Source organism: Marinobacterium weihaiense, assembly GCF_019061305.1.
GTDB lineage: Bacteria > Pseudomonadota > Gammaproteobacteria > Pseudomonadales > Balneatricaceae > Marinobacterium > Marinobacterium weihaiense.
The window spans coordinates 84,411-110,515 of the sequence record NZ_JAHQZT010000002.1; the positions used below are offsets into that span (position 1 = coordinate 84,411).

The 26,105-nt window shown below is 56.6% G+C and carries 25 protein-coding genes; 4 read left to right on the top strand and 21 right to left on the bottom strand.

Features of this window, described 5'->3' with window-relative positions; translation table 11 throughout:
• Window positions 1–46 precede the first annotated feature (46 nt).
• Complete coding sequence (locus KTN04_RS02220) at window positions 47–358, top strand: hypothetical protein (protein WP_217333578.1); 312 nt, start codon at window positions 47–49, stop codon at window positions 356–358.
• Between the two features lie 26 nt (window positions 359–384).
• On the opposite strand, the gene sthA is transcribed toward KTN04_RS02220, so the two are convergent.
• From sthA to KTN04_RS02270, 10 genes are all read right to left on the bottom strand, one after another.
• Window positions 385–1,785, bottom strand: coding sequence for a Si-specific NAD(P)(+) transhydrogenase (gene sthA, locus KTN04_RS02225; RefSeq protein WP_217333579.1), 1,401 nt, complete (start codon window positions 1,783–1,785; stop codon window positions 385–387).
• Window positions 1,786–1,875: 90 nt separating this feature from the next.
• Window positions 1,876–2,115, bottom strand: a complete 240-nt coding sequence (nqrM, locus tag KTN04_RS02230; RefSeq protein ID WP_217333580.1) for a (Na+)-NQR maturation NqrM — start codon at window positions 2,113–2,115, stop codon at window positions 1,876–1,878.
• Window positions 2,115–3,155, bottom strand: coding sequence for an FAD:protein FMN transferase (locus tag KTN04_RS02235; protein ID WP_254262320.1), 1,041 nt, complete (start codon window positions 3,153–3,155; stop codon window positions 2,115–2,117). Before KTN04_RS02235 ends, nqrM begins: the two co-directional genes overlap by 1 nt.
• A gap of 17 nt (window positions 3,156–3,172) precedes the next feature.
• The gene (gene nqrF / locus KTN04_RS02240; protein WP_217333582.1) at window positions 3,173–4,405 is read right to left on the bottom strand and encodes an NADH:ubiquinone reductase (Na(+)-transporting) subunit F; all 1,233 of its coding nucleotides are present in this window, start codon (window positions 4,403–4,405) and stop codon (window positions 3,173–3,175) included.
• A gap of 34 nt (window positions 4,406–4,439) precedes the next feature.
• Window positions 4,440–5,048, bottom strand: coding sequence for an NADH:ubiquinone reductase (Na(+)-transporting) subunit E (gene nqrE, locus KTN04_RS02245; protein ID WP_217333583.1), 609 nt, complete (start codon window positions 5,046–5,048; stop codon window positions 4,440–4,442).
• Between the two features lie 2 nt (window positions 5,049–5,050).
• Window positions 5,051–5,710: an NADH:ubiquinone reductase (Na(+)-transporting) subunit D gene (locus KTN04_RS02250; protein ID WP_217333584.1), complete on the bottom strand. Its 660-nt coding sequence runs from the start codon at window positions 5,708–5,710 to the stop codon at window positions 5,051–5,053.
• A 3-nt stretch (window positions 5,711–5,713) separates the two neighbouring features.
• The gene (locus KTN04_RS02255) at window positions 5,714–6,490 is read right to left on the bottom strand and encodes a Na(+)-translocating NADH-quinone reductase subunit C (protein ID WP_217333585.1); all 777 of its coding nucleotides are present in this window, start codon (window positions 6,488–6,490) and stop codon (window positions 5,714–5,716) included.
• Window positions 6,480–7,688, bottom strand: coding sequence for an NADH:ubiquinone reductase (Na(+)-transporting) subunit B (locus KTN04_RS02260; protein WP_217333586.1), 1,209 nt, complete (start codon window positions 7,686–7,688; stop codon window positions 6,480–6,482). Before KTN04_RS02260 ends, KTN04_RS02255 begins: the two co-directional genes overlap by 11 nt.
• Window positions 7,689–7,700: 12 nt before the next feature.
• Complete coding sequence (locus tag KTN04_RS02265; protein ID WP_217333587.1) at window positions 7,701–9,041, bottom strand: Na(+)-translocating NADH-quinone reductase subunit A; 1,341 nt, start codon at window positions 9,039–9,041, stop codon at window positions 7,701–7,703.
• Between the two features lie 309 nt (window positions 9,042–9,350).
• Window positions 9,351–10,793, bottom strand: coding sequence for a glyceraldehyde-3-phosphate dehydrogenase (locus KTN04_RS02270; RefSeq protein WP_217333588.1), 1,443 nt, complete (start codon window positions 10,791–10,793; stop codon window positions 9,351–9,353).
• A 171-nt stretch (window positions 10,794–10,964) separates the two neighbouring features.
• Here KTN04_RS02270 and mfd point away from each other — a divergent pair, with 171 nt between their 5' ends.
• Both mfd and KTN04_RS02280 read left to right on the top strand, forming a co-directional pair.
• Window positions 10,965–14,408: a transcription-repair coupling factor gene (gene mfd, locus KTN04_RS02275; protein WP_217333589.1), complete on the top strand. Its 3,444-nt coding sequence runs from the start codon at window positions 10,965–10,967 to the stop codon at window positions 14,406–14,408.
• 3 nt (window positions 14,409–14,411) lie between these two features.
• Window positions 14,412–15,068 (top strand): CsiV family protein, encoded by a 657-nt coding sequence (locus KTN04_RS02280; RefSeq protein ID WP_217333590.1) that lies wholly within the window; start codon window positions 14,412–14,414, stop codon window positions 15,066–15,068.
• A gap of 14 nt (window positions 15,069–15,082) precedes the next feature.
• Here the strand turns inward: KTN04_RS02280 and cydC are convergent, their stop codons facing one another.
• The 7 genes from cydC to sohB are packed head-to-tail and all read right to left on the bottom strand — an operon-like array spanning window position 15,083 to window position 22,960.
• Complete coding sequence (gene cydC, locus KTN04_RS02285; RefSeq protein ID WP_217333591.1) at window positions 15,083–16,816, bottom strand: thiol reductant ABC exporter subunit CydC; 1,734 nt, start codon at window positions 16,814–16,816, stop codon at window positions 15,083–15,085.
• A complete protein-coding gene (cydD, locus tag KTN04_RS02290) occupies window positions 16,813–18,519 on the bottom strand; it encodes a thiol reductant ABC exporter subunit CydD (protein WP_217333592.1) in 1,707 nt (568 codons plus the stop codon). Before cydD ends, cydC begins: the two co-directional genes overlap by 4 nt.
• Window positions 18,516–19,670, bottom strand: coding sequence for a mechanosensitive ion channel family protein (locus KTN04_RS02295; RefSeq protein WP_217333593.1), 1,155 nt, complete (start codon window positions 19,668–19,670; stop codon window positions 18,516–18,518). The genes cydD and KTN04_RS02295 overlap by 4 nt, the downstream gene beginning before the upstream one ends.
• Window positions 19,670–20,680 (bottom strand): beta-N-acetylhexosaminidase, encoded by a 1,011-nt coding sequence (nagZ, locus tag KTN04_RS02300; RefSeq protein WP_254262321.1) that lies wholly within the window; start codon window positions 20,678–20,680, stop codon window positions 19,670–19,672. The genes KTN04_RS02295 and nagZ overlap by 1 nt, the downstream gene beginning before the upstream one ends.
• Before the next feature lie 4 nt (window positions 20,681–20,684).
• Entirely contained in the window at window positions 20,685–21,167 is a 483-nt protein-coding gene (locus KTN04_RS02305) for a L,D-transpeptidase (RefSeq protein WP_217333594.1), read from the bottom strand.
• Window positions 21,167–21,886 (bottom strand): TetR/AcrR family transcriptional regulator, encoded by a 720-nt coding sequence (locus tag KTN04_RS02310; RefSeq protein WP_254262322.1) that lies wholly within the window; start codon window positions 21,884–21,886, stop codon window positions 21,167–21,169. The genes KTN04_RS02305 and KTN04_RS02310 overlap by 1 nt, the downstream gene beginning before the upstream one ends.
• Before the next feature lie 9 nt (window positions 21,887–21,895).
• Complete coding sequence (gene sohB, locus KTN04_RS02315; protein ID WP_217333595.1) at window positions 21,896–22,960, bottom strand: protease SohB; 1,065 nt, start codon at window positions 22,958–22,960, stop codon at window positions 21,896–21,898.
• A 104-nt stretch (window positions 22,961–23,064) separates the two neighbouring features.
• Between sohB and KTN04_RS02320 the strand changes: the two genes are divergently transcribed.
• Window positions 23,065–23,388: an SCP2 sterol-binding domain-containing protein gene (locus tag KTN04_RS02320; protein ID WP_217333596.1), complete on the top strand. Its 324-nt coding sequence runs from the start codon at window positions 23,065–23,067 to the stop codon at window positions 23,386–23,388.
• Here KTN04_RS02320 and nudC read toward each other — a convergent pair.
• Genes nudC through KTN04_RS02340 form a run of 4 tightly spaced genes read right to left on the bottom strand, consistent with a single transcriptional unit; the run spans window position 23,378 to window position 26,075 of the window.
• On the bottom strand, window positions 23,378–24,157 hold the full coding sequence (gene nudC / locus KTN04_RS02325; protein ID WP_254262323.1) for an NAD(+) diphosphatase: 780 nt from the start codon (window positions 24,155–24,157) through the stop codon (window positions 23,378–23,380). The two genes, KTN04_RS02320 and nudC, sit on opposite strands and share 11 nt — an antisense overlap.
• A complete protein-coding gene (gene dnaQ / locus KTN04_RS02330) occupies window positions 24,154–24,873 on the bottom strand; it encodes a DNA polymerase III subunit epsilon (RefSeq protein ID WP_217333597.1) in 720 nt (239 codons plus the stop codon). Before dnaQ ends, nudC begins: the two co-directional genes overlap by 4 nt.
• On the bottom strand, window positions 24,870–25,310 hold the full coding sequence (rnhA, locus tag KTN04_RS02335) for a ribonuclease HI (RefSeq protein WP_217333598.1): 441 nt from the start codon (window positions 25,308–25,310) through the stop codon (window positions 24,870–24,872). Before rnhA ends, dnaQ begins: the two co-directional genes overlap by 4 nt.
• A 6-nt stretch (window positions 25,311–25,316) precedes the next feature.
• Window positions 25,317–26,075, bottom strand: coding sequence for a class I SAM-dependent methyltransferase (locus tag KTN04_RS02340; protein WP_217333599.1), 759 nt, complete (start codon window positions 26,073–26,075; stop codon window positions 25,317–25,319).
• Window positions 26,076–26,105 lie beyond the last annotated feature (30 nt).

Below are 26,105 nucleotides of genomic sequence, written 5' to 3' on the forward strand. Positions count from 1 at the left end.
GGCTGGTATGATGATGCCAAATCAAAACACCCAGCGAGACTTTCGCATGAGCCAAACACCATTGGACACACCACATCCGCGCTTGTATCTGGTCGCTACCGGAGCAGGATTCATGGGACTGATTGCCTGGTTTTATGCTGGCCGCGAGCTGGGCATGCTGGACTTGATCAGTCAACAGTTTCCAGATTCTCACGCCGGTGCCGGCTTGATGGTGGCAATCATGGTACTCATGGCTCCTGCCTTTCTGATCTGGAAGTTCTACAACCGCTGGGTGGAGTCCAAACTCAAGGTAACAGGAAAATACCTGGAAGATGAGGCATACCTGCCCCCGAAAACGCGCACAAAAAAGCCGAAGTAAAAACTCCGGCTTTTGAAGGGTCTCAATTACAGATTGGCGATACGGTTCAGTCCTGAAATCGCTGCCACGCGATAGGCTTCTGCCATAGTCGGGTAGTTGAAGGTTGTATTGATGAAATACTTGAGGGTATTGGCCTCACCTTCCTGACTCATGATCGCCTGGCCAATGTGAATGATCTCGGATGCCTGGTCACCGAAGCAATGAATACCAAGGATCTGCAGATTTTCACGGTTGAACAGAATCTTCAGCATGCCAACCGGCTCACCTGAGATTTGCGCACGCGCCGTATCCTTGAAGAACGCCTGCCCAACTTCATAGGGCACACACTCTGCTGTCAGCTCTTCCTCGGTCTTGCCGATAGAGCTGATCTCCGGGATCGTGTAGATACCAGTCGGCACATCATTGATGTAACGGAAGTCATCTGCAGACAGCATGTCGGCAGACGCGGAGCGCCCTTGATCCAGAGCAGCCGATGCCAGGCTCGGCCAGCCGATGACGTCGCCAACCGCGTAAACACCTTCGGCGGCCGTACGGTAATGCTCATCCACGGTCAGCTGACCGCGACTATTGGCTTCAAGCCCGATGGCATCAAGGCCTAGCTCACGGGTATTGCCGGAGCGGCCGTTACACCACAAGAAAGCATCAGCACGAATCCGCTTGCCGGACTTCAGTGAAATGGTGACACCATGCGCATCGCCAGTCACGGACTCATAGTCCTCGTTGTGACGGATCTTCACCGCATTGTTGCGCAGGTGATAGCTCAGCGCATCGGATATTTCATCATCCAGGAAGGACAGCAGACGATCGCGCATATCAATCAAATCAACCTTTACACCCAGGCCGCTGAAGATGGACGCATACTCGCAGCCGATAACACCTGCCCCGAAGATCACCAGCGTGCGCGGTGTATGGCTCAGCTTGAGGATGGTATCCGAGTTATAGATACGCGGATGGTTGAAATCAATATCCGGCGGACACCAGGGACTGGAACCGGTCGCAATGACAAAATTCTTGGAACGAAGAATTTCGCGACCGCTGTTGAGCCCTTCCACCTGAATCTCACCCTGCTTCTGAAAGCTGGCTCGACCAAAGAAAACATCCACACGATTACGCGCATAAAAGTTGGTACGCAGCATCACTTGGTTTGAGATGACCTTCTCGGCACGGTTCAGCACCTTGGGGAAAGAGAACCAGCGCGGCTCACCAATGTCACGGAACATCGGGTTGGTGTTGAACTCGATGATCTGCTTGACGGAATGACGCAGTGCCTTGGACGGGATGGTGCCCTTGTGGGTGCAGTTGCCGCCTACGGTATCCTGCTCCTCGACAATCGCGACCCGACGCCCCTGCTTGGCTGCATTGATTGCAGCCCCCTCACCCGCAGGACCGGAACCGATTACCACGACATCATAGTCATATACAGCCATTTTTTTCCCCTTAGTTGATCAGAACCGATGCCGACCCGGAATGCTTCTGAGGTCGCACACCAGCTTAGAGATCCAGATACCAACAACCAATTAACCTTTAGATTTAATCTCGTACGCCAGCTCAGCCGGTGATACAGCGACGTTGACGTTTTCCTGCTCTTCATCACACTTGTTTGGATCGCCACCGCAGATGTCACATACAGTATCCATCCCAAGCGATGCCATACCGCCACAGGAGCCTGCTATTGGCTTGCGTCCCAGCAGAACGCCCACGGACATAGCCGTAATGATCAACAACAGTGCAGCGAACGTCAGAATCATGATATCCATTACTGTCCCCCATTCGATATTTGCAAATACGGCGCAAAGCTTGGCGTATGACGCGTCTCAAACCCCACCTTGGCTTTGCTGATAAAAAGCGCCTTGATGCCCTGCTCAAGGGCGAAATTGTAACCCTCTTCCTCGCCCATCACCATCAGGGCCGTTGCCAATGCGTCCGCCTCGGCACACTGGTCGGCAATAACCGTCACTGACGCCAGGCGGTGCCGGATCGGATACGCGGTGCGAGGATCGATTGTATGGGAAAAACGCACACCCTCTTCTTCGAAATAGTTGCGATAATCACCAGAGGTCGCAACCCCACCCCGATCAATACTGATGATCTGCTGCACCTCGCGCGTATCGGGATGAGGTACTTCGATTGCCAGGCGCCAGGGCTCCTTGCCGGGTTTGTAACCTCTCGCGCGCAACTCACCTCCGATCTCGACCAGATAGTCGGTAATACCTTCCGCCTCGAGCAGAGCGGCCAACTGATCCACACCGTAGCCCTTGGCGATGGCAGACAGATCAATGTACTGTTCACCCTCTTTCAACAGTGAGGCTTCCTCGACATCAAGGTGCAGATAGTCATGCCCGACCCGAGCCTTGAGCTGGCGCACCTGATCAACCTCGGGCTGGTGAGTAATGCGCCCGTCTGGACCAAATCCCCACAGGTTGACCAGCGGTCCCACGGTCACGTCAAACGCGCCGCGCGTTTGCTCGCTGATCTGCTCCGCCAGCACCATGACTTCAAGCAGCTCAGGGCTCAGCGAGTGACGACTGCCCGGTTGGGCAGCATTGATCAGCGAGAGTTCAGAATCGTCGATGTAGGTCGACATTTGCTGGTTGATACGACTCAACAGAGCACCGGCCCGGGCCTGGACATCTGCCACGCGGGTCGAATCAGTGTCCACCCACTTCATGCTGAAACTGGTTCCCATGGTGAGACCTTGCACCTGCACCACACGCTTGGAGGGAGCCTGATTGCACCCCAGCACTCCCAAAACAAAAACGGCCAGCAGCGAAGCTGCCAGCCATTTTGTCAGACGCATCTGATCAGCCATCAATATCAGCCACCGAAGTCATCCAGCAGGATATTTTCAGGCTCAACACCCAGGTCTTCCAGCATCTTGATAACGGATGCGTTCATCATGGGTGGACCGCACATGTAGTACTCGCAGTCTTCCGGCGCATCGTGATCGCGCAGGTAGTGCTCATACAACACATTGTGGATGAAGCCGGTATAACCGGTCCAATTATCCTCCGGCAGCGGGTCGGACAACGCCAGGTGCCAAGTGAAGTTCTCGTTCTCCTCTGCCAGCTTGTCGAACTCTTCGACATAGAAGGCCTCACGCACGGAGCGAGCACCGTACCAGAAGGAAATCTTACGGGTGGAGTTCAGGCGCTTCAGCTGGTCGAAGATATGCGAACGCATCGGTGCCATGCCGGCACCACCGCCGATGAATACCATCTCGTTGTCGGTTTCCTTGGCGAAGAATTCACCGAAGGGTCCGTACACGGTGATCTTGTCACCCGGCTTCAGACTGAACACGTAAGACGACATCTGGCCCGGCGGAATACCTTGGCTGCCCGGGGGCGGTGAGGCGATACGGATGTTGAACTTAACCACACCACGCTCTTCGGGGTAGTTCGCCATGGAATAGGCGCGAATAACCGGCTCATCAACCTTGGAGACAAACTGCCACATGTCGAACTTGTCCCAGTCACCACGGAACTCTTCCTGGATATCAAAATCCTTGTAGTTCACAACGTGGGGCGGCGCTTCCAGCTGAACATAACCACCGGCACGGAAGTCCACGTTCTCACCTTCCGGCAAACGCAGCGTCAACTCCTTGATGAAAGTGGCCACGTTCGGGTTGGATTCGACTGTGCACTCCCACTTTTTCACGCCGAAAACGTCGTCTTCCACATGAATTTTCATATCCTGCTTGACGGCAACCTGGCAGGACAGACGCCAACCTTCCTTGCCTTCACGTAGAGTGAAGTGTGATTCCTCGGTCGGCAGCATGGAGCCGCCACCTTCGGTTACCTGGCATTTGCACTGCGCACAAGTACCACCACCGCCACAGGCGGATGCCAGGAAGATCCCCTTGTCAGCCAGGGTTTGCAGCAGCTTGCCGCCGGCCGGCACAGTGATCGATTTTTCCGGATCATCGTTGATCTCGATGGTCACATTGCCGGAGCTGACCATCTTGGCTCGGGCTGCGAGGATAACGGCGACGAGTGCAAGCACCACCGCCGTAAACATCACAACGCCGAGGATAATGACTTCTGTATTCATCTGTTTATCCTATCCTTTGCAATCCATGTCGGCCTTACAGCTGAACGCCGGAGAACGACATGAAGCCGAGAGACATCAGACCTACAGTGATAAAGGTGATCCCCAGACCACGCAGACCGTGTGGCACGTCGCTGTACTTGAGCTTCTCGCGAATACCCGCCAAGGCAGCAATCGCCAATGCCCAGCCGATACCGGCGCCAGCACCGTATACCACACTCTCACCAAAGCTGTAGTCACGCTCTACCATGAACAGCGCAGCACCCATGATGGCGCAGTTTACGGTGATCAGCGGCAGGAACACGCCCAGCGCGTTGTAAAGTGCCGGTACGAACTTGTCCAGAAACATCTCCAGGATCTGTACGATCGCAGCGATAACGCCGATGTAGGAAATGTAACCCAGGAAGCTCAGATCCACCTCGGGGTAACCGGCCCAGGCCAGCGCGCCTTCACGCAGCAGATAGTTGAAGATCAGGTTGTTGACCGGAACCGTGATAACAAGCACCACGATAACGGCAATCCCCAAGCCAATTGCGGTCTGAACCTTCTTCGAGATCGCCAGGAAGGTACACATCCCGAGGAAGAAGGCCAGCGCCATGTTTTCGACAAAAATCGCCTTAACGGCAAGGCTGATCAGCTGTTCCATGATTACGCAGCCTCCTTCTTGGTATTCGGCGCCATTTCGAAGTCAGGCTTTTCAACCTGCTCCGGCTTCCAGGTACGGATGATCCAGATGAAGATACCGATCAGGAAGAAGGCACTCGGCGGCAGCAACATCAGACCGTTGCCCTGATACCAGCCACCGTTGTTGACCAGCGGCAGGATCTCGATGCCGAACAAGGAACCGGCACCGAACAGCTCGCGGAAGAAACCGACGAAGAGCAGCACCGCACCATAGCCCAGACCGTTACCGATACCGTCCATGAAACTCTGAATCGGCGGGTTCTTCATGGCGAAGGCTTCCGCACGACCCATGACGATACAGTTGGTGATGATCAGACCAACGAATACCGACAATTGCTTGGAGATCTCGTAGGCAAACGCCTTGAGAATCTGATCCACCACGATTACCAGCGAGGCAATGATCGTCATCTGTACGATGATACGAATATTGCCCGGAATGTGGTTACGAATCAGCGACACGAAAAAGTTGGAAAACGCGGTAACGGCAATAACTGCCAGCGTCATCACCATGGCGGTTGCCATGTTAGAGGTAACCGCCAGCGCAGAACATACACCCAAGATCTGCAACGCGATCGGGTTATTCTTGAAAATCGGCGTTACCAGAACGTCTTTAGTCTTGGACATGGATCAAGCCCCTCCTGCACGCAGGTTGTTCAGGAACGGCGCATAGCCGCTCTCGCCCATCCAGAACTGAACCAGATTGGTGACGCCATTACTGGTCAAAGTAGCGCCGGACAGGCCGTCGATCTTGTGCTCGGCATTGGGTGTAGACGCATCCACGCTGCCCTTGATCAGGCGAATCTGCGGATCGGTTTTGTCCTCGCCATACACTTCCTTGCCAGGCCACAGTGCCTTCCAGGACGGATTGTCAACTTCACCACCCAGGCCTGGGGTCTCGCCGTGCGAGAAGAACCCTAGGCCCACGACGGTATTCAGGTCACCTTCCAGTGCCAAGAAACCGTACATGGTGGACCAGAGACCCTTGCCGTGCACCGGCAGAACCACTTTGTCAACACTGCCATCTTCGCCCTGCACCAGATAAACCGGTTTGATCTGGGCAATGGATTTGATGCCTGCCTTGTCTTCGCTACGACTCAGACGCACATTCTGCTGCGGATCCTTGGCCGCCTTGGCATCGTCATAACCCGCCGGCACATCGACGTATTTGCCAGTATCCAAATCAACATATTTGGTGGTGATCTGAGTGAACAGCTCATCCACGCTCTTGTTCGGATCTGAGATACCTGCAGCCGCAAGAATATTGCTCTTACGGTCCAGTTCCTTGTTGGCAACCTGCTGGGGCTTGAGAATTACAGCCGCTGCTGACACGACTACCGAGCAGACAACACACAGCAGAATGGTCACGAGCAGCGTTTTGCCCATGGTATCGTTATTAGACGACATTACGCTTCATCCTCCGCTTGATGTTCGCCTGGACAACGAAGTTGTCGATCAGCGGTGCAAACAAGTTGGCAAACAGAATGGCCAGCATCATACCTTCCGGGAAGGCCGGGTTAGCCACACGAATCAGAACCACCATGACACCGATCAGGGCACCAAAGGCCCACTTGCCGGCATTAGTCATCGAAGCTGACACCGGGTCGGTTGCCATGAAGAACATGCCGAAGGCAAAGCCGCCCAGCACCAGATGCCAGTAGAACGGCATGCTGAACATGGGGTTGGTTTCGGAACCGATCATGTTGAACAGGCTCGACATGGCCACCATGCCCAGAAATACGCCAGCCACAATGCGCCAGGCTGCAATGCGCGCCATAACGATGACGGAACCGCCAATCAAAATAGCCAGGGTGGATGTTTCACCTACAGATCCCTGAATAGTGCCGAAGAAAGCATCAAACCAGGTTACCTGGGCATCCAGAATGGCCTGCACACCACCCATGGCCGCCAGGCCAAGCGGGGTCGCGCCGGAGAAACCGTCAACCGCGGTCCAGATAGCGTCACCAGACATCTGTGCCGGGTAAGCAAAGAACAGGAACGCACGACCGGTCAGTGCCGGGTTCAGGAAGTTCTTGCCGGTACCGCCAAAGACTTCCTTGCCGATCACGACACCGAAGCTGATGCCCAGCGCCACCTGCCACAGCGGGATGGTCGGCGGCAGAATCAGAGCAAACAGGATGGAGGTCACGAAGAAACCTTCGTTGACTTCATGGCCACGCTTCATGGCGAACAGCACTTCCCAGAAGCCACCTACCACGAAGGTCGTGATGTAGATCGGCAACCAGTAGACCGCACCATGAATGATGTTGTCCCAGATGCTCTCGGGGTTGAAGCCGGTCAGGGACGCTGCGAGTGCACCGCGCCAGCCACTTGATTCAGTTAGGCCCAGTTCGGCCATGGCAGTATTTGCCTGCAGGCCGACGTTGTACATGCCAAAGAAAATGGCCGGGAAGGTACACAGCCATACCAGGATCATAATGCGCTTCAGGTCAACCCCATCACGTACGTGTGCGGCCGACTTGGTCACATGACCCGGGGTGTAGAAAATGGTGTCCACTGCTTCATACAGTGCATACCAGTTTTCATACTTGCCGCCCTTGTGAAAGTGCGGCTCCATTTTATCCAGAACGGTTCTCAAACTCATGACCAGCCTCTCTTACGCCTCTTTCTCGATGCGCGTCAGGTTGTCGCGAAGGATGGGACCGTATTCGTATTTGCCTGGGCACGCAAAGGTGCACAGCGCAAGGTCCTCTTCATCCAGTTCCAGACAGCCCAGCTGCATCGCGGTCACGATATCGCCGGTCACCAGCGCACGCAGCAGCTGAGTCGGCAGGATATCCAGTGGCATCAACGCCTCGAATTGACCTACGGGAATCATTGCCCGCTCGGATCCATTCGTGGTGGTGGTAAAATTGAACTTCTTGCCCGGGCTCAACTTGGACAGGAACATGTTCAACACGGAGAACTTGTTGCTGCCCGGCGCGATCCAGCCCATGAAGTCACGACTGTCACCTTCCAGCAGCACGCTGACCTGGTTGGCATAACGGCTCAGGAATGCATGCGGACCATTCGCGGCACGACCATTCCAGACAGAACCGCTGATGACGCGGTTCTTACCGGTCTTCAGTCGACCCGCCAGCAGTTCGTCAGTAGACGCACCCAGACGGGTACGCAACAGGCAAGGCTTCTCGGCCTGAGGGCCGCCAACCGCCACAATACGATCCGTCGGCAGGCGCCCTTCGGTGAACAGCTTGCCAAATGCGATGACATCCTGGTAGCCGATCGTCCACACCATCTTGTCAGCCGATACCGGATCCAGGAAGTGAATGTGCGTACCGGGGTTGCCTGCCGGATGTTTACCGGCAAAGCTTTCGACCGTCACGCCATCAGCTGTCGGAATGTTGGCACCGCTGGCCTGACACAGGAACACCTTGCCGCCACTGAGGCGCGTCAGCAGCTTGAGACCGTTGGTAAAGGCGTCCGGCTGTTCATTGATGATCAGCTCGGGACTGGCCGCCAGCGGATTGGTGTCGATCGCGGTCACGAAAATGGAGCTGGGCACACTGCCTTTCTGAGGCACACGGCTGAACGGGCGCGTGCGAAGCGCCGTCCACAGACCGGACGTCAGCAGATTTTCTTCGATCTGTTCGCGGCTCAATGTCTCCAGTTCGGAAGCAGAGTAATGCGCAAACTCGACCGCTTCTTCCTGATCATCCAGCTCAATGACCACGGATTGCAATACACGACGTTCGCCACGGTTGATTGCACGAATGGTGCCCGCTCCGGGTGCCGTATACTGAACCCCCTCTGTTTTTTTATCGGTAAAGATCACCTGACCGAGTTTTACTCGATCACCTTCTTTGACCATCATTGTCGGCTTCATACCGATATAATCCTGGCCAAGAAGGGCCAGGGTACGCACCTTCGGACCATCCTGGATGGTCTGTTCCGGCGCACCCGTGATCGGTAGATCCAGACCCTTTTTGATCTTGATCATTCGTCTCACCCAACTTGCAAAATAATTCAGGAGGCTCCGGACAGCTGTAGTGAGGCTACACAGGCCGCCTGACGACGCCCTGTTCACTGACAGTAAAGCCTGGAGATTTCCCACCAAAAAATCCCTGCAAGTATAACCGAGTCCACGCGTCTTTTGCTACAAACCACTGTTTTACTTGGCCGAATGGCTAAGGGTTTATAACCTTTATTATAGACTCAATTGGAATATAGTTATTCACTTGGGAAATATTGAAAAAGGACTACAAAAAAGGCTGCACTCGGCAGCCTTTTCAGCTAAAAAGAGGCCTCATCAGGCCTTGGCTTTAGGGAATGCGTCCAGTGTGCACTTGGCCAGATGCTGCGCCATGCGCACGACCTGACAGCTGTAACCGAATTCATTGTCGTACCACACGTACAGAACACAACGGTTGCCATCAACGATGGTTGCCAGCGCATCAACAACACCGGCTGCACGAGAGCCGACAAAATCGGAAGATACCGCTTCCGGAGAGTTGCTGTAATCGATCTGCTTTTGCAGCTCGGAATGCAGCGCCGCTTCACGCAGGTAGTTGTTCAGCTCTTCCTTGTCGGTTTCTTTACCCAAGTTCAGGTTCAGAATCGCCATGGAAACGTTCGGAGTCGGTACGCGAATCGCGTTGCCGGTCAGCTTGCCTTCCAGTTCCGGCAACGCCTTGGCAACCGCTTTAGCCGCACCCGTTTCGGTCAGCACCATGTTCAGCGCCGCTGCACGACCACGACGATCACCCTTGTGGTAGTTGTCGATCAGATTCTGGTCGTTGGTGTAGGAGTGAACCGTTTCAACATGACCATTCTCGACACCAAACTGGTCGTTAACCGCTTTCAGCACCGGCACAATGGCATTGGTGGTGCAAGATGCCGCGGACAGAACGCGATCATCGTCAGACACATCCTGGTGGTTAACACCCATGACGATGTTCTTGACACCCTTGCCCGGCGCCGTCAGCAGCGCACGTGCAACGCCTTTGGACTGCAGATGCAGTGACAGGCCGGCTTCATCACGCCAGATACCGGTATTGTCGATGACGAGTGCATTCTTGATGCCGTACTGGGTGTAATCAACCTTGTCCGGACCTTCGGCAAAGATCACCTGGATGTAGTTACCGTTGGCAATAATCGCGTTGTTTTCTTCGTCGATCTGAATGGTGCCCTTAAAGGAACCGTGAACGGAATCGCGACGCAGCAGGCTGGCACGCTTTTCCAGATCATTGTCGGCTTTACCCTTGCGAACCACGATGGCACGCAGACGCAGTGAATGACCACCACCTGCACGATCCAGCATCAGACGCGCCAGCAGGCGACCGATACGACCGAAGCCGTACAGCACAACATCCGTAGACTCATGCGCTTCAGCCGGCTCGGTAGAAGCATCTGCCAGTTCAGCCTGCAGAAATGCCTGCAGGGTACGGCCGTTGCCTTCATCACGGAATTTTACCGCCAGCTTGCCAATATCGATGTGCGCATTGGTCACATCCATTTCAGCGACAGCTTCCAGCACCGGGAAAGTATCTACAACAGAGATTTCCTGACCTTCAACCTGGCGTACGAAGCGATGGGCTTTCAGGATGTTGATGACAGATCGTTTGACGATCAGACGACCGTAAACAGAGATTTCTACGTTTCGGTCACGGTACAGACGGCCAACCAGGGGTACCATCGCTTCAGCGATCGCTTCACGGGCTTTCCAGTCTGTAAAAATCAGTTCTTGGCTCACGGGGTAACTCCGAAATTGTCAACGCTCAATTTGGGTGCGCGCATTATCCCCTTTTCGGGGATCCGGGGCAAACCCGTCGACGTAGACTTTGGTCTTCCGACCTCATGAGGCTGCGCCCTGACGCCACACGGGGTACACTTCGCTTTTACGTGCAGGATCAAGGAGCCAGGTTTGTCATCGGTATTCACCCTCCCCACTTTCAATGGCCCGGGCGATCAGAAACGGCTGGGGCAAGTTGTCGGCAGTGCGACAGGCCTGCTGATCGACCACATTGCACAGCAGCATGACGGTATCACGCTGCTAATCAGCCAAGATATGGAAAGCGCCGAGCGACTGCTGCAAGAAGTCACCTTTTTCTGTGGCGATCGTCTGCCTGCAACGTTGCTGCCGGATTGGGAGACCCTGCCTTACGACAGTTTTTCACCTCACCAGGATATCATTTCCAACCGCATACAGACGTTGCATCAACTGCCAGACCAGACCCGCGGCGTTTTGATCGTGACAGCCTCCACTCTGTTGCATCGTTTGCCACCGGTCAGTTTTGTCAGTGCCAACGCCCTGTTTCTGGAAACGGGCCAGAGACTCGACACTCTGGCGCTGCGCGAGCGTTTTACCGATGCCGGTTATCATGCCGTTGATACCGTGTACGAGCATGGCGAGTTCGCCATTCGCGGTGCCATCATCGACCTTTTCCCGATGGGGGCGGACCAGCCCTTGCGCATCGATCTTTTCGATGACGAGATCGATACCATCCGTACCTTTGACCCTGACAGCCAACGCTCGATTGAAAAAGTCGACCGCATCCGTCTGTTGCCAGCGCGCGAGTTTCCGTTCGACAGTCAAGCCATTACACGCTTCAAGCAGCGCTGGCGTGAACGCTTTGACGTCGACCACACACGCTGCACGACCTACCAGGATGTTGCCAGTGGCCTGACGCCACCTGGGATCGAATACTACACCCCGCTGTTTTTCGACAACCTGGTCACGCTGTTCGACTACTTGCCGAATAACACCCTGATTCTGCATGACCGGGCATTGAAGCAGGCGACCGACCAGTTTTGTACCGATGCGCGCCAGCGCCATGACGAGCGTAGCGGTGATCTGCAGCGTCCAGTACTGACGCCGGAAGAGCTCTTCCTGTCGACCGATGAACTCTTTACCCGACTGCGTGACTACCCCTGTCTGCGCCTCAACACCGAGGCCGAAGAGATCAAACCCGGCCGTGACAATCTGCCCTGCCAGGAACCGCCCAACCTGACCAGCCAGAACACTCAGACCCCCCTGTCCCGCCTGCAGGAAACCCTGGGGCAACTGCCGACTTTGATTTGTGCCGAATCGGCTGGTCGCCGCGAGGCACTGCTTGAACACGCCCGCAAGGCCGGCCTCAGTCTGATCGAGTGCAGCAACTGGGCCGATTTCCTCGAACAGAAACCAACACTGGCCATCACCACATCACCGCTTGAGCTGGGTCTGCACATCGAAGGCCAGCTTCAACTGGTAACCGAGAGCCAGCTGTTCGGACGCCAGGTCTTTCAACGCCGTCGACGCGAAAAGGAGCAGATCGATGCGGATCAGGCAATCCGCCACCTGTCCGAACTGACGATCGGAGCGCCGGTTGTTCATATCGACCACGGCGTGGGGCGCTATCAGGGACTGCAGACCATTGAGCTGGACAACCAGGCCTCCGAGTTCCTAGTGCTTGAGTATGCGGATGAAGCCAAGCTTTATGTTCCGGTCTCGTCTCTACACCTGATCGGTCGCTATTCAGGCGCCAGTGACGAGTCGGCGCCCCTGCACCGTCTGGGTACCGAACAATGGAGCAAAGCCCGCCGCAAGGCGGCCGAAAAGGTGCGCGACTCCGCCGCCGAGCTGCTCGATATCTACGCCCGTCGTGCCGCACGCAAGGGCTTCAGTTTCGACTGCAGCGACGATGAATATCGACAGTTCGCGGCTAGCTTCCCGTTCGAGGAAACCCCGGATCAGGCCAACGCCATCGAAGCCGTTGTGACCGACATGCGCGCCGCTGCACCGATGGATCGACTGGTCTGTGGCGATGTGGGTTTCGGCAAGACAGAAGTGGCCATGCGCGCTGCCTTCATCGCCGTCCAGAGCGGCAAGCAGGTCGCCGTTCTGGTGCCGACCACGCTCCTGGCCCAACAGCATTTCGAAAATTTCCGTGATCGCTTTGCCGACTGGCCGGTGACGGTGGAACTGATTTCGCGCTTCAAGAGCGCCAAACAGCAGCAGGCCACGGTTGAGGCTCTGAGCGAAGGCAAAGTGGATATTCTGATCGGCACACACAAACTGCTACAGGGCGACATGCGCTTCAGCGACCTGGGCCTGCTGATCATCGATGAGGAACACCGTTTCGGGGTACAGCAGAAAGAGCGTTTCAAGTCGCTGCGTTCCGAGGTCGATATACTGACTCTGACCGCCACACCGATTCCCCGCACCCTGAACATGGCCATGTCTGGGATTCGTGACCTGTCGATCATTGCGACTCCACCCGCACGACGCCTATCGGTAAAGACCTTTGTTCGCCAAAGCGAAAGGCCGATGATAAAAGAAGCGATTTTGCGTGAGCTACTGCGTGGTGGTCAGGTGTACTACCTGCACAACGAAGTCAAAACCATCGAAAAGACCGCTGCCGAGATCAGCGAACTTGTGCCGGAAGCACGAGTCGCCATCGGCCATGGCCAGATGCGTGAGCGCGAACTGGAACAGGTCATGAGCGACTTCTACCACAAGCGTTTCAACGTATTGGTTTGCACCACGATCATCGAGACCGGCATCGATGTTCCCAGTGCCAATACCATTATCATCGACCGTGCAGACAAGTTCGGCCTGGCCCAGCTGCACCAGCTACGTGGCCGTGTCGGGCGTTCACACCACCAGGCCTACGCCTACCTGCTGACGCCCCCCCCCAAAGTGATGACACCGGATGCGGTCAAGCGCCTGGAGGCCATCGGACAGTCCAGCACGCTTGGAGCCGGTTTTACCCTGGCCACCCACGATCTGGAAATTCGTGGTGCCGGCGAGCTGCTGGGTGAGGAGCAAAGCGGACAGATGCAGAGCGTCGGCTTCAGTCTATACATGGAGATGCTGGACGAGGCCATCAAGTCGATCCAACAGGGCAAGACTCCAGACCTGGACAAGCCGCTGCATCACGGCTGTGAGATCAACCTGCACCTGCAGGCTCTAATACCGGATGATTACCTGCCGGACGTACACAACCGCCTGATTCTCTACAAGCGCATTGCCAACGCTGACAGCGCCGAGGCACTGGATGAGTTGCAGGTGGAAATGATCGATCGCTTCGGCCTGCTGCCGGAGCCTACCCGCAACCTGCTGCGATTGACCCATATCAAACTGCGTGCCGAAGCGCTTGGCATCGTTAAACTGGATGCCGGCGACAGAGCCGGCCGGGTCGAGTTTGAGGCCGAGCCCAGCGTGGACCCGATGACGCTGATTACCATGATCCAGCGCCAGCCAAAGCGCTTCCGGCTGGACGGCGGCAGCGTATTGCGATTTACTCAGCCCATGGAGAAGGTCGCTTCCCGCTTCGAAGCCGTGGAAGCCCTGCTGACCCAATTGTCACTCAAGGAGAATGCGTAACTCATGGCTTCATCACTGCGCCGCTCACTGGCTCTGGCTGCTATGGCGGCCCTGCCCACACTGACCCAGGCCGCCAGCCTCTACAAGGTTGAAATGCTTGTGTTCAGCCATGAGAACACTGCTGCCGACCTGCAACAGGAATACTGGCCACAGCAGCCCCCGCTCGACCTCAGCGGTGCTGTCCATACGCAGCCCTGGGATGGCTACCCGCTTGCGAATTTTGAAGAGCTGCCACCAAATGACCGCTTCCTGGCCGGTAGCGCAGCCGCATTGCAACGCGATCCAAACTACCGGGTGATCTACCATGGTGGCTGGCTTCAATCGATTGGTGCAGAATCACGCGCGCGTGAAGTGCGCATTTCGGCCAGTCAGGGAAAGTTCGAATTGGACGGTAGCATCCGTCTGCACAAACAGCGCTTTCTGCATGCCCATCCGGTGATTGATCTCAAGACACACGACACGGGAGCACCGGCACGGAATAATACCCCAGAGTCGACGACAGACTCGGGGCAGGCAGCACTAACGGCCGCGGCACTGCCGGATGCCATCGAAGACAGCCTGTGGCGCCTTGACCAGACACGCCGCATGCGCTCCAACGAAACTCACTACATCGACCATCCGCGCTTTGGCATTTTACTGCGCATTCGCGCACTGAACTGACCGAAACCGGCAGGCTATAACGCCAGCAGCTGATTGAAGCGGCTATCCGAACGCGCTTTCAGCTCGGCTGGCGTACCCGCCTCTAGCAGGCTCCCCTTATCTAGAATCAGAATTCGATCAAAGGCTTCAGCCATCTGCAAATGGTGGCTGATCATAACCAGGGTACGACCGGCTTCGAAGCAAGCCCGCAAGACAGCCGACATGACCCGCGACTCGGTTTCGGCATCCAACCCTTCCGTGGGCTCATCCAAGATCAGCACCGGAGAGGGTTTAAGCAGCGCTCGTGCTAGCGCCAGGCGCTTGCGCTGCCCCCCGGACAACCGGTTGCCGGACTCACCAATCGGCCATGACAGCGGCTGCTCCCCTAGGGCTTCATCAAGCTCAACCATAGACAGCACGTTCAGCATCTCGACGTCAGGCATTTCAGCGCCGGCCAAACGGAGATTATCCGCCACACTCCCCGCAAACAGCTGTACCGGTTGAGACAGTACACTCAGCTGAGTTCTGAGCGTCGACTCGTCGAATGTCTCAACCGGACACCCTCCGAGCAGCACGCGACCGGTGTCTGCGGCATGAAAACGGGCCAACAGATTGACCAGACTACTCTTGCCACTCCCGGTATGCCCCAGCACCAGCACCCGCTCACCGGGGCGTATGCAAAACGATAGCCGATCAATCGCCGGCGGGGCATCGTTGGCATAGCAAAGACTGACTTGGTCAAACTCGATCTCACCGGGGCGCATCGGCATCGCACCGTGCTCAGGAAATTGCTGCATGACAGGCTGCTGACTGATATCCAACAGGCGCTCGGCTGCCGCCGAGGTTTTGCTCAAATACTGATATGCCAGCGGCAACGGCGCTACAGCTTCAAAGACGGCCAACACACAGAACAGCAACATCGCCAAGTGCGCCGGTGCCAAACCACCAGCCTGCACCTGATCGATACCCAGCATCAAGGTCACCAGCCCGGCCACACCACCAATAAATACAACCAATGCCGAGGTCAGGCCAGAAATCAACGCCATGCGCAGCTGCGTTCTCTGCAATTGCCTCTCAACCGCCTGTACTTGTTCGATCGCGGCACCCACACCGCCATAAATGTGCAGATCCGCCTGCCCTTGAACCATACCGAGCAGGCGAACGCGTAAATCGCTTAGCAACGTTACCTGACGCTGGCCAAGGGTCCGCCCAACCTGTTGTGCAATCAGCGGCAATACCACGCCTGCCAATGCCAGCCCGACCAGTGCTACACCCGCAATCGATGGGCTGTAGAGCGCCAGAAAAATACCCACCAGCAACGCAACCAGCACAGCAACCAAGGTGGGCACCAGCACCCGCAGGTAGAGGTTGTCCAGTGCATTGATGTCGGCCACCAGCCGATTGAGCAGATCCCCTGAACGGTACCCCTGCAGCCGCGCCGGCCCCAGCGCTTCCAGACGACGATAAAACCAGCCGCGCAGGTAAGCCAGCATTCGAAAAGTTGCTTCATGCGTGGTAATTCGCTCCAGATAGCGACCGGCCGTACGCGCAAGGGCAAAGCCTCGCACGCCGGCCCCCGGAGTAAAGTAATTGAACTGCTGTGACGATAGTGCGGAAACGCCTGCCAGGGCGGCAGCAGATATGAACCAGCCTGACAGCGTGAGTAGACCAATGGCGGCCAGAAGCGTCACCAAACTCAGCAATATGCCGGCCAGCACCCAACCTTTCTGCCTGAACAGCATGGACACGAATGGCAACAGTGACCTCATCCGTCAGCCTCCCTGAGCTTCACTTCACCCTGATCGAGATACCAGACCTCATCAGCCTGCAACATGGATTGACGTCGGTGTGTCAGCATCAACACCATGCGCCCCCGACACAACCTCCTCAGCGACTCCAGCACTTTCGTCTCACTGTCGCGATCCAGATTGGCAGTCGGCTCGTCCAGCAGTAGCACGGGGGCATCCTTGAGAAAGGCCCGTGCCAGCGCCAGCCGCTGGATCTGACCACCCGACAGTCCCACGCCCTGCTCACCCACCCGGGTATCCAGCCCCTTAGGCAGGCGTTGTACGAATTCAAGGGCGTTGGCCTGCTCCAGTGCCACGTACAAGACATGATCAGCCGCACCCGGATCTGCAAGGAGCAAGTTTTCACGCAAGGTCCCCGGAAACAGCGAAGTATGCTGACTGACCCAGGCAACGTGCCGCAGCCAATTGGACTGACCGATCTGCTCAAGGGGCATGCCGTTGACCAAGATCTTCCCTGCATCCAGCGCTCTGAATCCAAGCATGACCTGTAACAAACTGGACTTGCCGGCTCCACTGGGCCCAACAAGCGCCACCATACGCCCCTGGCTCAGTTGCAATGTCACGTTTCTCAACACTGGCTCGGGTTGCTGCGGGTACTGCAAACGGGCTCTTTCAATCGTGAGCTCGCGTATCGGTGCACTGACACCGGCACCTTCAGCGGGCAACGCCACCGGATCCGCTTCCAGTACGCTGCGCAGGCGTTCGGCCGCCGCAACCGCTTCCTGCTTGGAATGGTAATGCGTACCCAGCTCACGCAGAGGCTGGTAGAACTCCGGCGCCAGCAACAGGATCAGAAGCCCCTGATACAGGTTGACAGGGGTGTCCCAATAGCCGAAATCCAGATGACCCAAAAAGCTGAAGCCCAGGTATACGGCAACGACAGCAATGGAGATGGAGGCAAAAAACTCGAGCACTGCTGATGACAGGAAAGCCAGGCGCAGCACCTGCATGGTCCGTTGCCGAAACTCCTCCGCTTCTCGTTCGATAATATCCGCTTGATCACGGCTGCGATCGAACAGCTTGAGCGTCACGATACCCTGAACAACATCCAGAAAGTGAGCACTCAAGCGAGACAGGGCAGAGAAATTGCGCCGATTGGCTTCGGCCGCACGGGTGCCGACAAGTGCCATGAACACTGGCACCAGAGGTGCCGTGAGCAGAAAGATCAGGCCGGCAGCCCAGTTGACCGGAAATACGAATGCCAGAATAACCAGCGGCAGCATGGCGGCCAACGCCATCTGGGGCAAATAGCGGGAAAAAAAACCGTCCAGCGCTTCAACCTGTTCCAGCAGCTCGCTGCCCAAAGCCCCACTGCGCTGACCGCTGCTGTAGGCTGGCCCCAGACGCGACAGCGCATGCAGCAGATCGCCGCGCAGCTGACGGCGGATGGCAATAGAGCTGTTCTGCCCGGCCCATTCACGCAGGACACCCAACGCCGCTCGACCGAGTAGAGCAGCCAAAAGCAACCAGAGTGCAGGCCACTGCTCATCCAGCAAACGATCGGCAAACAGGGTTTCATTGACCACACTCGCAAGCAGGTGTGCCTGCAAGATCAGCATCAAGCCGATACCTATACCGGCGCCCACACTGATCCAGGTCCAGCGCTTCTCAGAACGTGCCCACTGCTTCAACCAGCGCTGCAACGCTCGATCGTCGGTACTCATCGATGCAGCTCAGCCTGCATGTCTGCCGGTAGCGGCTGCGGCTCGGGGCCATCATCCACCCCCGAAGCGATATGCAGCGTTTGCGTCGGGAACGCAAACTCGGCACCATGACTGAAGATTATGTCGGCAATCTTGAGCATGACATCTTCCTTGATGGCATGATATTTCACCCACTGAGTAGTGCGGGTAAACGTGTACACCATGAAGTCCATGGATGAAGGCCCGAAACGATTCAGGTGCACGATCATGGTCTGATGAGTGTCTATTTCAGGATGTTGCATCAGCATCTCGCGGACATCATCCACGATCTGTTTGACCTTGGCAGCATCATCGTAACGTACGCCCACGTGCTCGTAGATACGACGATTGCGCATCCGCGAAGGGTTTTCAACTGCAATATTGGCAAAAGTCGCATTGGGCACATACAACGGCCGCTGATCAAATGTCAGGATACGCGTTAAGCGCCAGCCGATATGTTCAACTGTGCCCTCGATTTCCTTGTCCGGTGAGCGGATCCAGTCGCCCACGCGAAAGGGACGATCCATGTAGACCATCAGACCACCAAAAAAGTTGGCCAACAAGTCCCGCGCAGCGAAGCCGACGGCAATGCCGCCCACGCCACCGAATGCGAGGATACCGGATACGCTGACACCGGCTGACTGCAATACGGTCAGCCCCGCAAGGATAACCACGATCAGCTTCAATAACTTGGCAATGGCATCTGCCGTTGTCCGGTCAACCTGCTTGCTGCCCCGTGCGGGCTGAGTAAAAAAGGTCTCAGCTGAGCTGATGAACCTCAGCCCCCCCCAGGCAATGATGATAATCGCACCAAAGCGACGCAGCTCGGTGCCCGCGTGAGTGCTCACGGGCAGCCCGTTGCGGCTGAAGATCTCCAGCAGCAGCGACAGCCCCACCACCCAGATCAGCAGGCGAATTGGATTACGTATGGACGTGAGCAGCAATTCATCCCATATCGGCGCTTTCCGACTCAAGCGAACAATCAGCCGCAGCGTGACCCAGTTGAAGACCACTGTCAGCAACCATATCAATGCCACAACCACAGCGGCAGCAATTTGCCAGCCAAATTCGTTCAAGCCCGGCCACTGAGCGAACAGTGGTGCCAAAATGGGTTTGAGCAGCTGCTCCAGCATTACGCCTCCTTGATCAGTTCTGCAGCCAGTGCGCGGCTTGCGCTCAGACGTTCGGCATCAGGGATCCGAGCCGGACGTGCACGCATGCGCGCCAAGCGATGAGAGCCGGACCCGTGATTCGCCTGCAAGTGGGCCAGCACCTCACGCGCCCCTTCGGGGTGATTACATACCAAGATCATGTCGCAGCCGGCAGCCAACGCCCGTTCGCAGCGCTGAGCAAAGCTGCCGGCCATACTGGCACCTTCCATGCTCAGGTCGTCACTGAAGATGACACCATCGAAGTGCAGGCGCTGACGTAACACCTGCTGCAGCCAGAATGTGGAGAAACCGGCTGGCGCTGAACAGAGCTGACGATACACAACATGTGCTGGCATTACGCCATCCAGGCCGCGACGGATCAAGGCGTCAAATGGCCGCAGGTCGTGCTGCTCAATCTCGTTAAAGCTGCGCTCGTCGACCGGCAGCTCCAGGTGGGAGTCAGCCTGCACCCAGCCATGGCCGGGAAAATGCTTGCCCGTAGCAGCCATACCGGCTTCATGCATGCCGGACATGATCGCACCCGCCAGCTCTGTCACAGCCTCGGCCGTTGCACCGAACGCACGGTCGCCGATGACACTGCTGTTGCCCCAGTCAAGATCCAATACCGGAGCAAAGCTGATGTCTATATCGTACTGACGCAATTCGGTCGCCAGCAACCAGCCGATTTCATGAGCCTGAGCGATCGCTGCGCCCGGTGACTGCTGCCAGCGCCGCCCCAATACAGACATGGGCGGCAGCCGGGTGAAACCGTTACGAAAACGCTGTACGCGCCCTCCCTCCTGATCAACAGCCACCAGCAAGTCCGGGCGCAGCTCACGTACCCGGCCCATCAGGGCCTTGAGCTGATCGGGGCCTTCAAAGTTGCGACTGAACAGAATCAGGCCACCGACTTCGGGGGCCTGCAACAGCTCGGCTTCCTGGGGAGTGACGGTTAGTCCTTCCAGGTCCAGCATCAAAACGCCTGTAGTCATCGGCTTACTCGTCAATTTGAACAATGGTTCCAGGCATGACCCGGTCAAACAGCTCGATCACGTCGGCGTTTCGCATCCGGATACACCCGTGTGAAAGCGGCACTCCCATTGGCTCGGTATCGGGAGTTCCATGGATATAAATATAGCGGCGCTGGGTATCGACTTGGCCGCCTCGGTTGCGCCCAGGCTCACAGCCGCACAGCCAAAGAATTCGGCTCAGGATCCAGTCGCGCTCGGGGAAAGTCTGTGCCAGCACATCGGTATACACCTCACCGGTTGGACGACGCGCAACAAATACCGCACCGCTGGGCTGACCAGCGCCAATGCAGGCTCGAATAAAGTGGCGCCCACGAGGCGTTGCCCCTGAACCGTTGCGTTCACCAACGCCAGCCACAGCCGTGGATATGGGAAACGTCTGCACAAGGCGGCCATCATCAAGCAGCTGCAACTGCTGGCGAGCGATAGAAACCTGCAGCCGGATGGGCATTAGTGCGCCTCGACCCGCTCGGGTGCAGCCATGCCGGCACAGATGAAGGGCACCATGCGCTGCAGAATATGTTCGACCTCAGCAGCAGCATCCGGTTCTGCGCCGGGCTGATCCAACGCAATCAGAGCGTGCATGTTGGATAACGTGAAAATGACCGATCCCATGAGAAAATGCAGACGCCAGAAAAACTCACGTTCGCTCAGCGGCATCGCCTGCTGGCGTAGATAATGCAAAAAGACCGAAATACGAGTGCCGTACTCAGCACGGATAAACCCCTGCAACTCCTGCTGAATGGGGCGGTAAGCCTGGTCCAGAAGGCGCATCAACACGGCAAGAGAATAGTCATTACGCTGATGCACACGAACCAGCGCACGTGCCAGAATTTGCAGCAAAGCATCAAGACCAGGTGTCTGCTGCTGCACATTGAAAGCATCCAGCCCTGCATCGATAGCATCACACAAAGGGTTCAGCGAATGCTGGGCAACCGATTGAATCAGTCCTTGCTTGGATCCAAAATGATAATTGACGGCCGCCAGATTGACATCCGCCTGTGATGTAATCTGGCGCATAGTCGTTTCCTTGAAACCCTGCTCCGCAAACAGTTTCTCGGCCGCATGAATGATGCGACTGGCAGTATCCGAAGTCTGGTATGTCGACTTTTCTACAGACATGGTAGTGATGGTTCCCCGGTTGGCCATCTGGCTCTGATCAATGTTCATCATTTCGCCTTATCGTGACAACAAGCGACTGTTTGTGACTCGCTGCCACCACCGCAGCAACAAGCCATCTGATGTATTCACTGCCAACTGGCCCAGGCGTTCCTGCAGGCCGAGCTTGACTTCATAACTAAGCTCGAATACGTCGTGTTCCCTGCACAACTCGAAAAGATAATCATCACTGGTCGAAATCGCATCAATCAACTGCTCATCCAGTGCACGGCGACCATACCAGACCTCGCCGGTTGCCACCTTTTCCACATTCAACTGAGGGCGATATTCCGATACAAAAGTCTTGAACAGCGCATGCGTATCTTCAAGCTCCTCAACAAACTTTTCGCGCCCCTTGTCGGTGTTTTCACCGAACACCGTTAAGGTGCGTTTGTATTCACCGGCGGTGAGTACTTCATAATCAACATCATGCTTTTGTAACAAACGATGAAAATTGGGCAACTGCGCCACCACACCAATCGAGCCGACCAGTGCAAAGGGGGCCGCGATCACGTGATCGGCAATGCAAGCCATCATGTAACCGCCGCTAGCCGCCACACGGTCAACACAGACCGTCAGGCGAATGCCCTTGGACTTGATGCGCTCCAGCTGCGAACTGGCCAGTCCATAGGCATGTACCAACCCGCCGGGGCTCTCCAAGCGCAACACCACTTCATCATCTTTATCGGCCATGGTCAGCACTGCGGTCACTTCCTGGCGCAATGACTCAACATCGGATGCATGCATGTCACCGTCAAAGTCGAGTACGAACACGCGCTTGCGCGGCTTTTCCGGTTCCTTGCCCTGCTTCAGGGCCTTCTTCAGCGCCTTGGCTTCCGCCTTTTCCTGCTTGCGGCGTAACTTGTCATGCTGACGTGCAAGCGCTTCATCCACCACCGCCGCTTCAATGTCGGTCTTCATGTCTTCCAGGCGATCATTGAGGCTCTTGACCTCGATGTGCCCCTCGCGCGGCTCCCGACGGCGCTCCACCAGAGCACCAATACCGCCAACCAGCAACAAGAGACCCGCTATCAGGGTAATAAGCTTGGCCAGGAACAGGCCATATTCGGCAAAAAAAGCTGTCAATCTATCTCTCCGTTCAGGCACTGGAAGTTCGCTTCAGCGTTCGCGCTACTGTACCATAATCGCGTTACAGATCATGCCTATATGCATTTCAGGAATTACTCATCATGACTTCGCCCCTGACGCTCGAACGTATCGTCAACAAGCTGCCGGACAAGTTCAACCCGGAACAGGCCAGCAACCTCGATGCGGTGCTCCAGTTCAGACTCACCGATGCCGACTCGTTTTATATCCAGATCCAACAGCAGGCCTGTTACAGCCAGTTTGGTGAACACGATGATCCGAGCCTGGTTCTGCATCTGGATGAGGCAACGCTCATGCGCGTCATCAGTGGCGAGCAGGACGGCATGAGCGCCTACCTCAAGGGGCATCTGCGTGCCGAGGGCAACGTGATGCTGGCAACGCGCCTGGGCAAGCTGTTCAGTCGCTGACCTCGGCCTGACCGGCAAAGAAATGATCGATCAGCTGTCGTGAAATGCTGAACGGAGGTGGCAGATCGGGCAGATTATCCCGAGCAAACCAGCCCGCCTCAACAATTTCCTCATCATCCGGCTTGAGTTCACCGCTGGCATAATCAGCAAAGAAGCCAATCATCAACTGATGCGGGAAGGGCCAAGACTGGCTGGCGAAATACTCGAGGTTCTCAACCTCGATGCCCACTTCCTCCATGATTTCACGTCGTACGGCTGACTCGGCACTCTCGCCGGCTTCGATAAAACCCGCCAAGGTACTGAAGCGCCCGGGCGGAAAACGTGAGGCGCGCGCCAGCAGGCACTCCGAGCCACGCCGAACCAGAACAATGATGCAGGGCGAGATACGCGGATACTGTACCAGGTGACAATCAGGGCAACAGCGCGCCAAATCTCGCACATGTGCCTGCATGGCCGCGCCGCATCGGCCACAAAAACGATGCTGATCAAACCAGGTGGCCAACTGCGCCGCTCGAGCAATGCGCGTGAAAGCCGCTTCATCCTGTGCCCGCGCCAACGCCTGTCGCAGGCCAACATTCGTGTTTAGCCCCTCGGGCACCCGGCGCAAGATTGCCAACCCATAGCCGTCTTCGACTTCAAACTGCGCCTCCACTTCCAGATTCAGCGATGCCAACCGGCTGAACTCATGCTCAAGTACATCTGCCTGCCACAACAACTGCCCTTCACATGCCAAGTACATACGCTCGGCACGGCACTGCATTGCCGTCATGCCTCCTCCTGTAGCTGCCGCCAAACCGCACCCTCGCTTTTCTTGTCAAGCAGCGCCAAAAACGCCTGATGCTGTTCAAGTTCTTCAGCTGATGGGTGCACCACCTTGAGTGCAGCAGGCGCCACCTGCACCCGACGCACCGGCTCGTCACCGGAGTCATCATCTTGCCCGGATTGCCCCAGCTGTAGAGCCGTTTGGCCGCCGGTCAGCCCCAGATAGACATCCGCCAGAATCTCGGAGTCCAGCAAAGCGCCGTGCAGTTCTCGGTGCGAGTTGTCGATGCCGTAGCGACGACAGAGCGCATCCAGGCTGTTGCGCTGCCCTGGATGCTTCTTGCGCGCAATGGCCAGCGTATCCGTCACGGAGCAGATGTCTTCCATGCGGATATCGAAGCCGTTGCGTGCCAGCTCGGTATCAAGGAAGCCGATATCAAATGCCGCGTTATGGATAATCAGCTCGGCACCGCGTACAAATTCGATGAACTCGGCGCCCAACACGGCAAATTTCGGCTTATCGGCCAAAAACTCATTGGTGATGCCGTGTACTTCAATCGCCTCTGCCTCGACCTCACGATCAGGCTTGATGTACTTGTGCCAGGTGCTGCCGGTCAGCTTGCGACGCACCATTTCGACACAGCCGATTTCGATGATGTTATGCCCGGCTTCCGGGTCGATACCGGTCGTTTCGGTATCCAGAATGATTTGACGTGTACTCACGACTTGCCGAACTCCTCTACTCCACGGTTGGCCAACTGGTCGGCCCGTTCGTTTTCGGCATGGCCACTGTGGCCCTTGACCCAGCGCCAGTCGATTTCGTGTCGAGCCACCTGTTCATCCAGCGCCTGCCACAGATCCTGGTTCTTAACCGGCTGCTTGGCCGCTGTTTTCCAACCATTGCGCTTCCAGCCTGCCATCCAGCTCATGATACCCTGGCGCAAATACTGAGAGTCTGTTGTCAGCACTACATGACAGGGGCGTTTCAGACTGGCAAGCGCCGAAATGGCAGCCTGCAGCTCCATGCGGTTGTTGGTGGTATCCGCTTCGCCACCATACAACTCCTTTTCCTGATCGCCGTAGCGCAATAATGCACCCCAGCCGCCGGGCCCCGGGTTTCCCTTGCAGGCGCCATCGGTAAATATTTCAACTGCTTTCAAATCCACTCATCCTCTGGCGGTCGGTTTGGGCTCTGCAACAGGCATGCTGAGCAGGCGTTTCTGTTTCCAGTCAGGTCGCAACGGCGTCATCCCCGCCACATCCTTGCGCGCCAGGATCATTAACCCTGCACCGGTCTTAAACGGCAGGCGCCGACTGCAGCATTCGAACATGCGCAGGCGCCGACGCCAGGCATCGCTTTCCAGCGGCAGAGAGTGGCAGGCACTGACGGTCTTGAGCTCGGTCATCTCCAACAGGCCCAGCCAATCGTGCAAGCGCCTCTGGCTGAGCGAGTGGCCACCGGAGATGGGCGGCACCGGACGCTTGCACAGGCGCCATGCGCCCCAGTAACTGACCGGATTGAAACTGAAACTCAACAGATGCCCACCCGGGCGCAACACCCGTGCCGCTTCCCGCAACACCTGATGCGGGTTTTCAGCAAAATCCAGCGCGTGATGCAGGATGACCACATCGATCTCATTGCTCAGCACCGGCAGTTCCGTATGACGAGCAATCAGTGTTTGCGCATTGGCCCCAAGCTGCATCTGCGGGATCAGCATCACGCGATGCGAAACCGGACTGGCATCCAACAGACGCTGGCGATGATCCCAGCCTACCTGTAACAGGTGATAACCGAACAGCGTGGGCAGCACGTCTTCGGCAAACGCTTGCTCAGCCTGCAGCAACTCTTGACCAAGCGGACTGTCGAACCAGTTACTCAGGGCTGATGCCAATTGCGGGTACGGCAGCTGCTCACCGAATTTCATCTGTCGCACCTCCTGTCCGGATGTAATCGT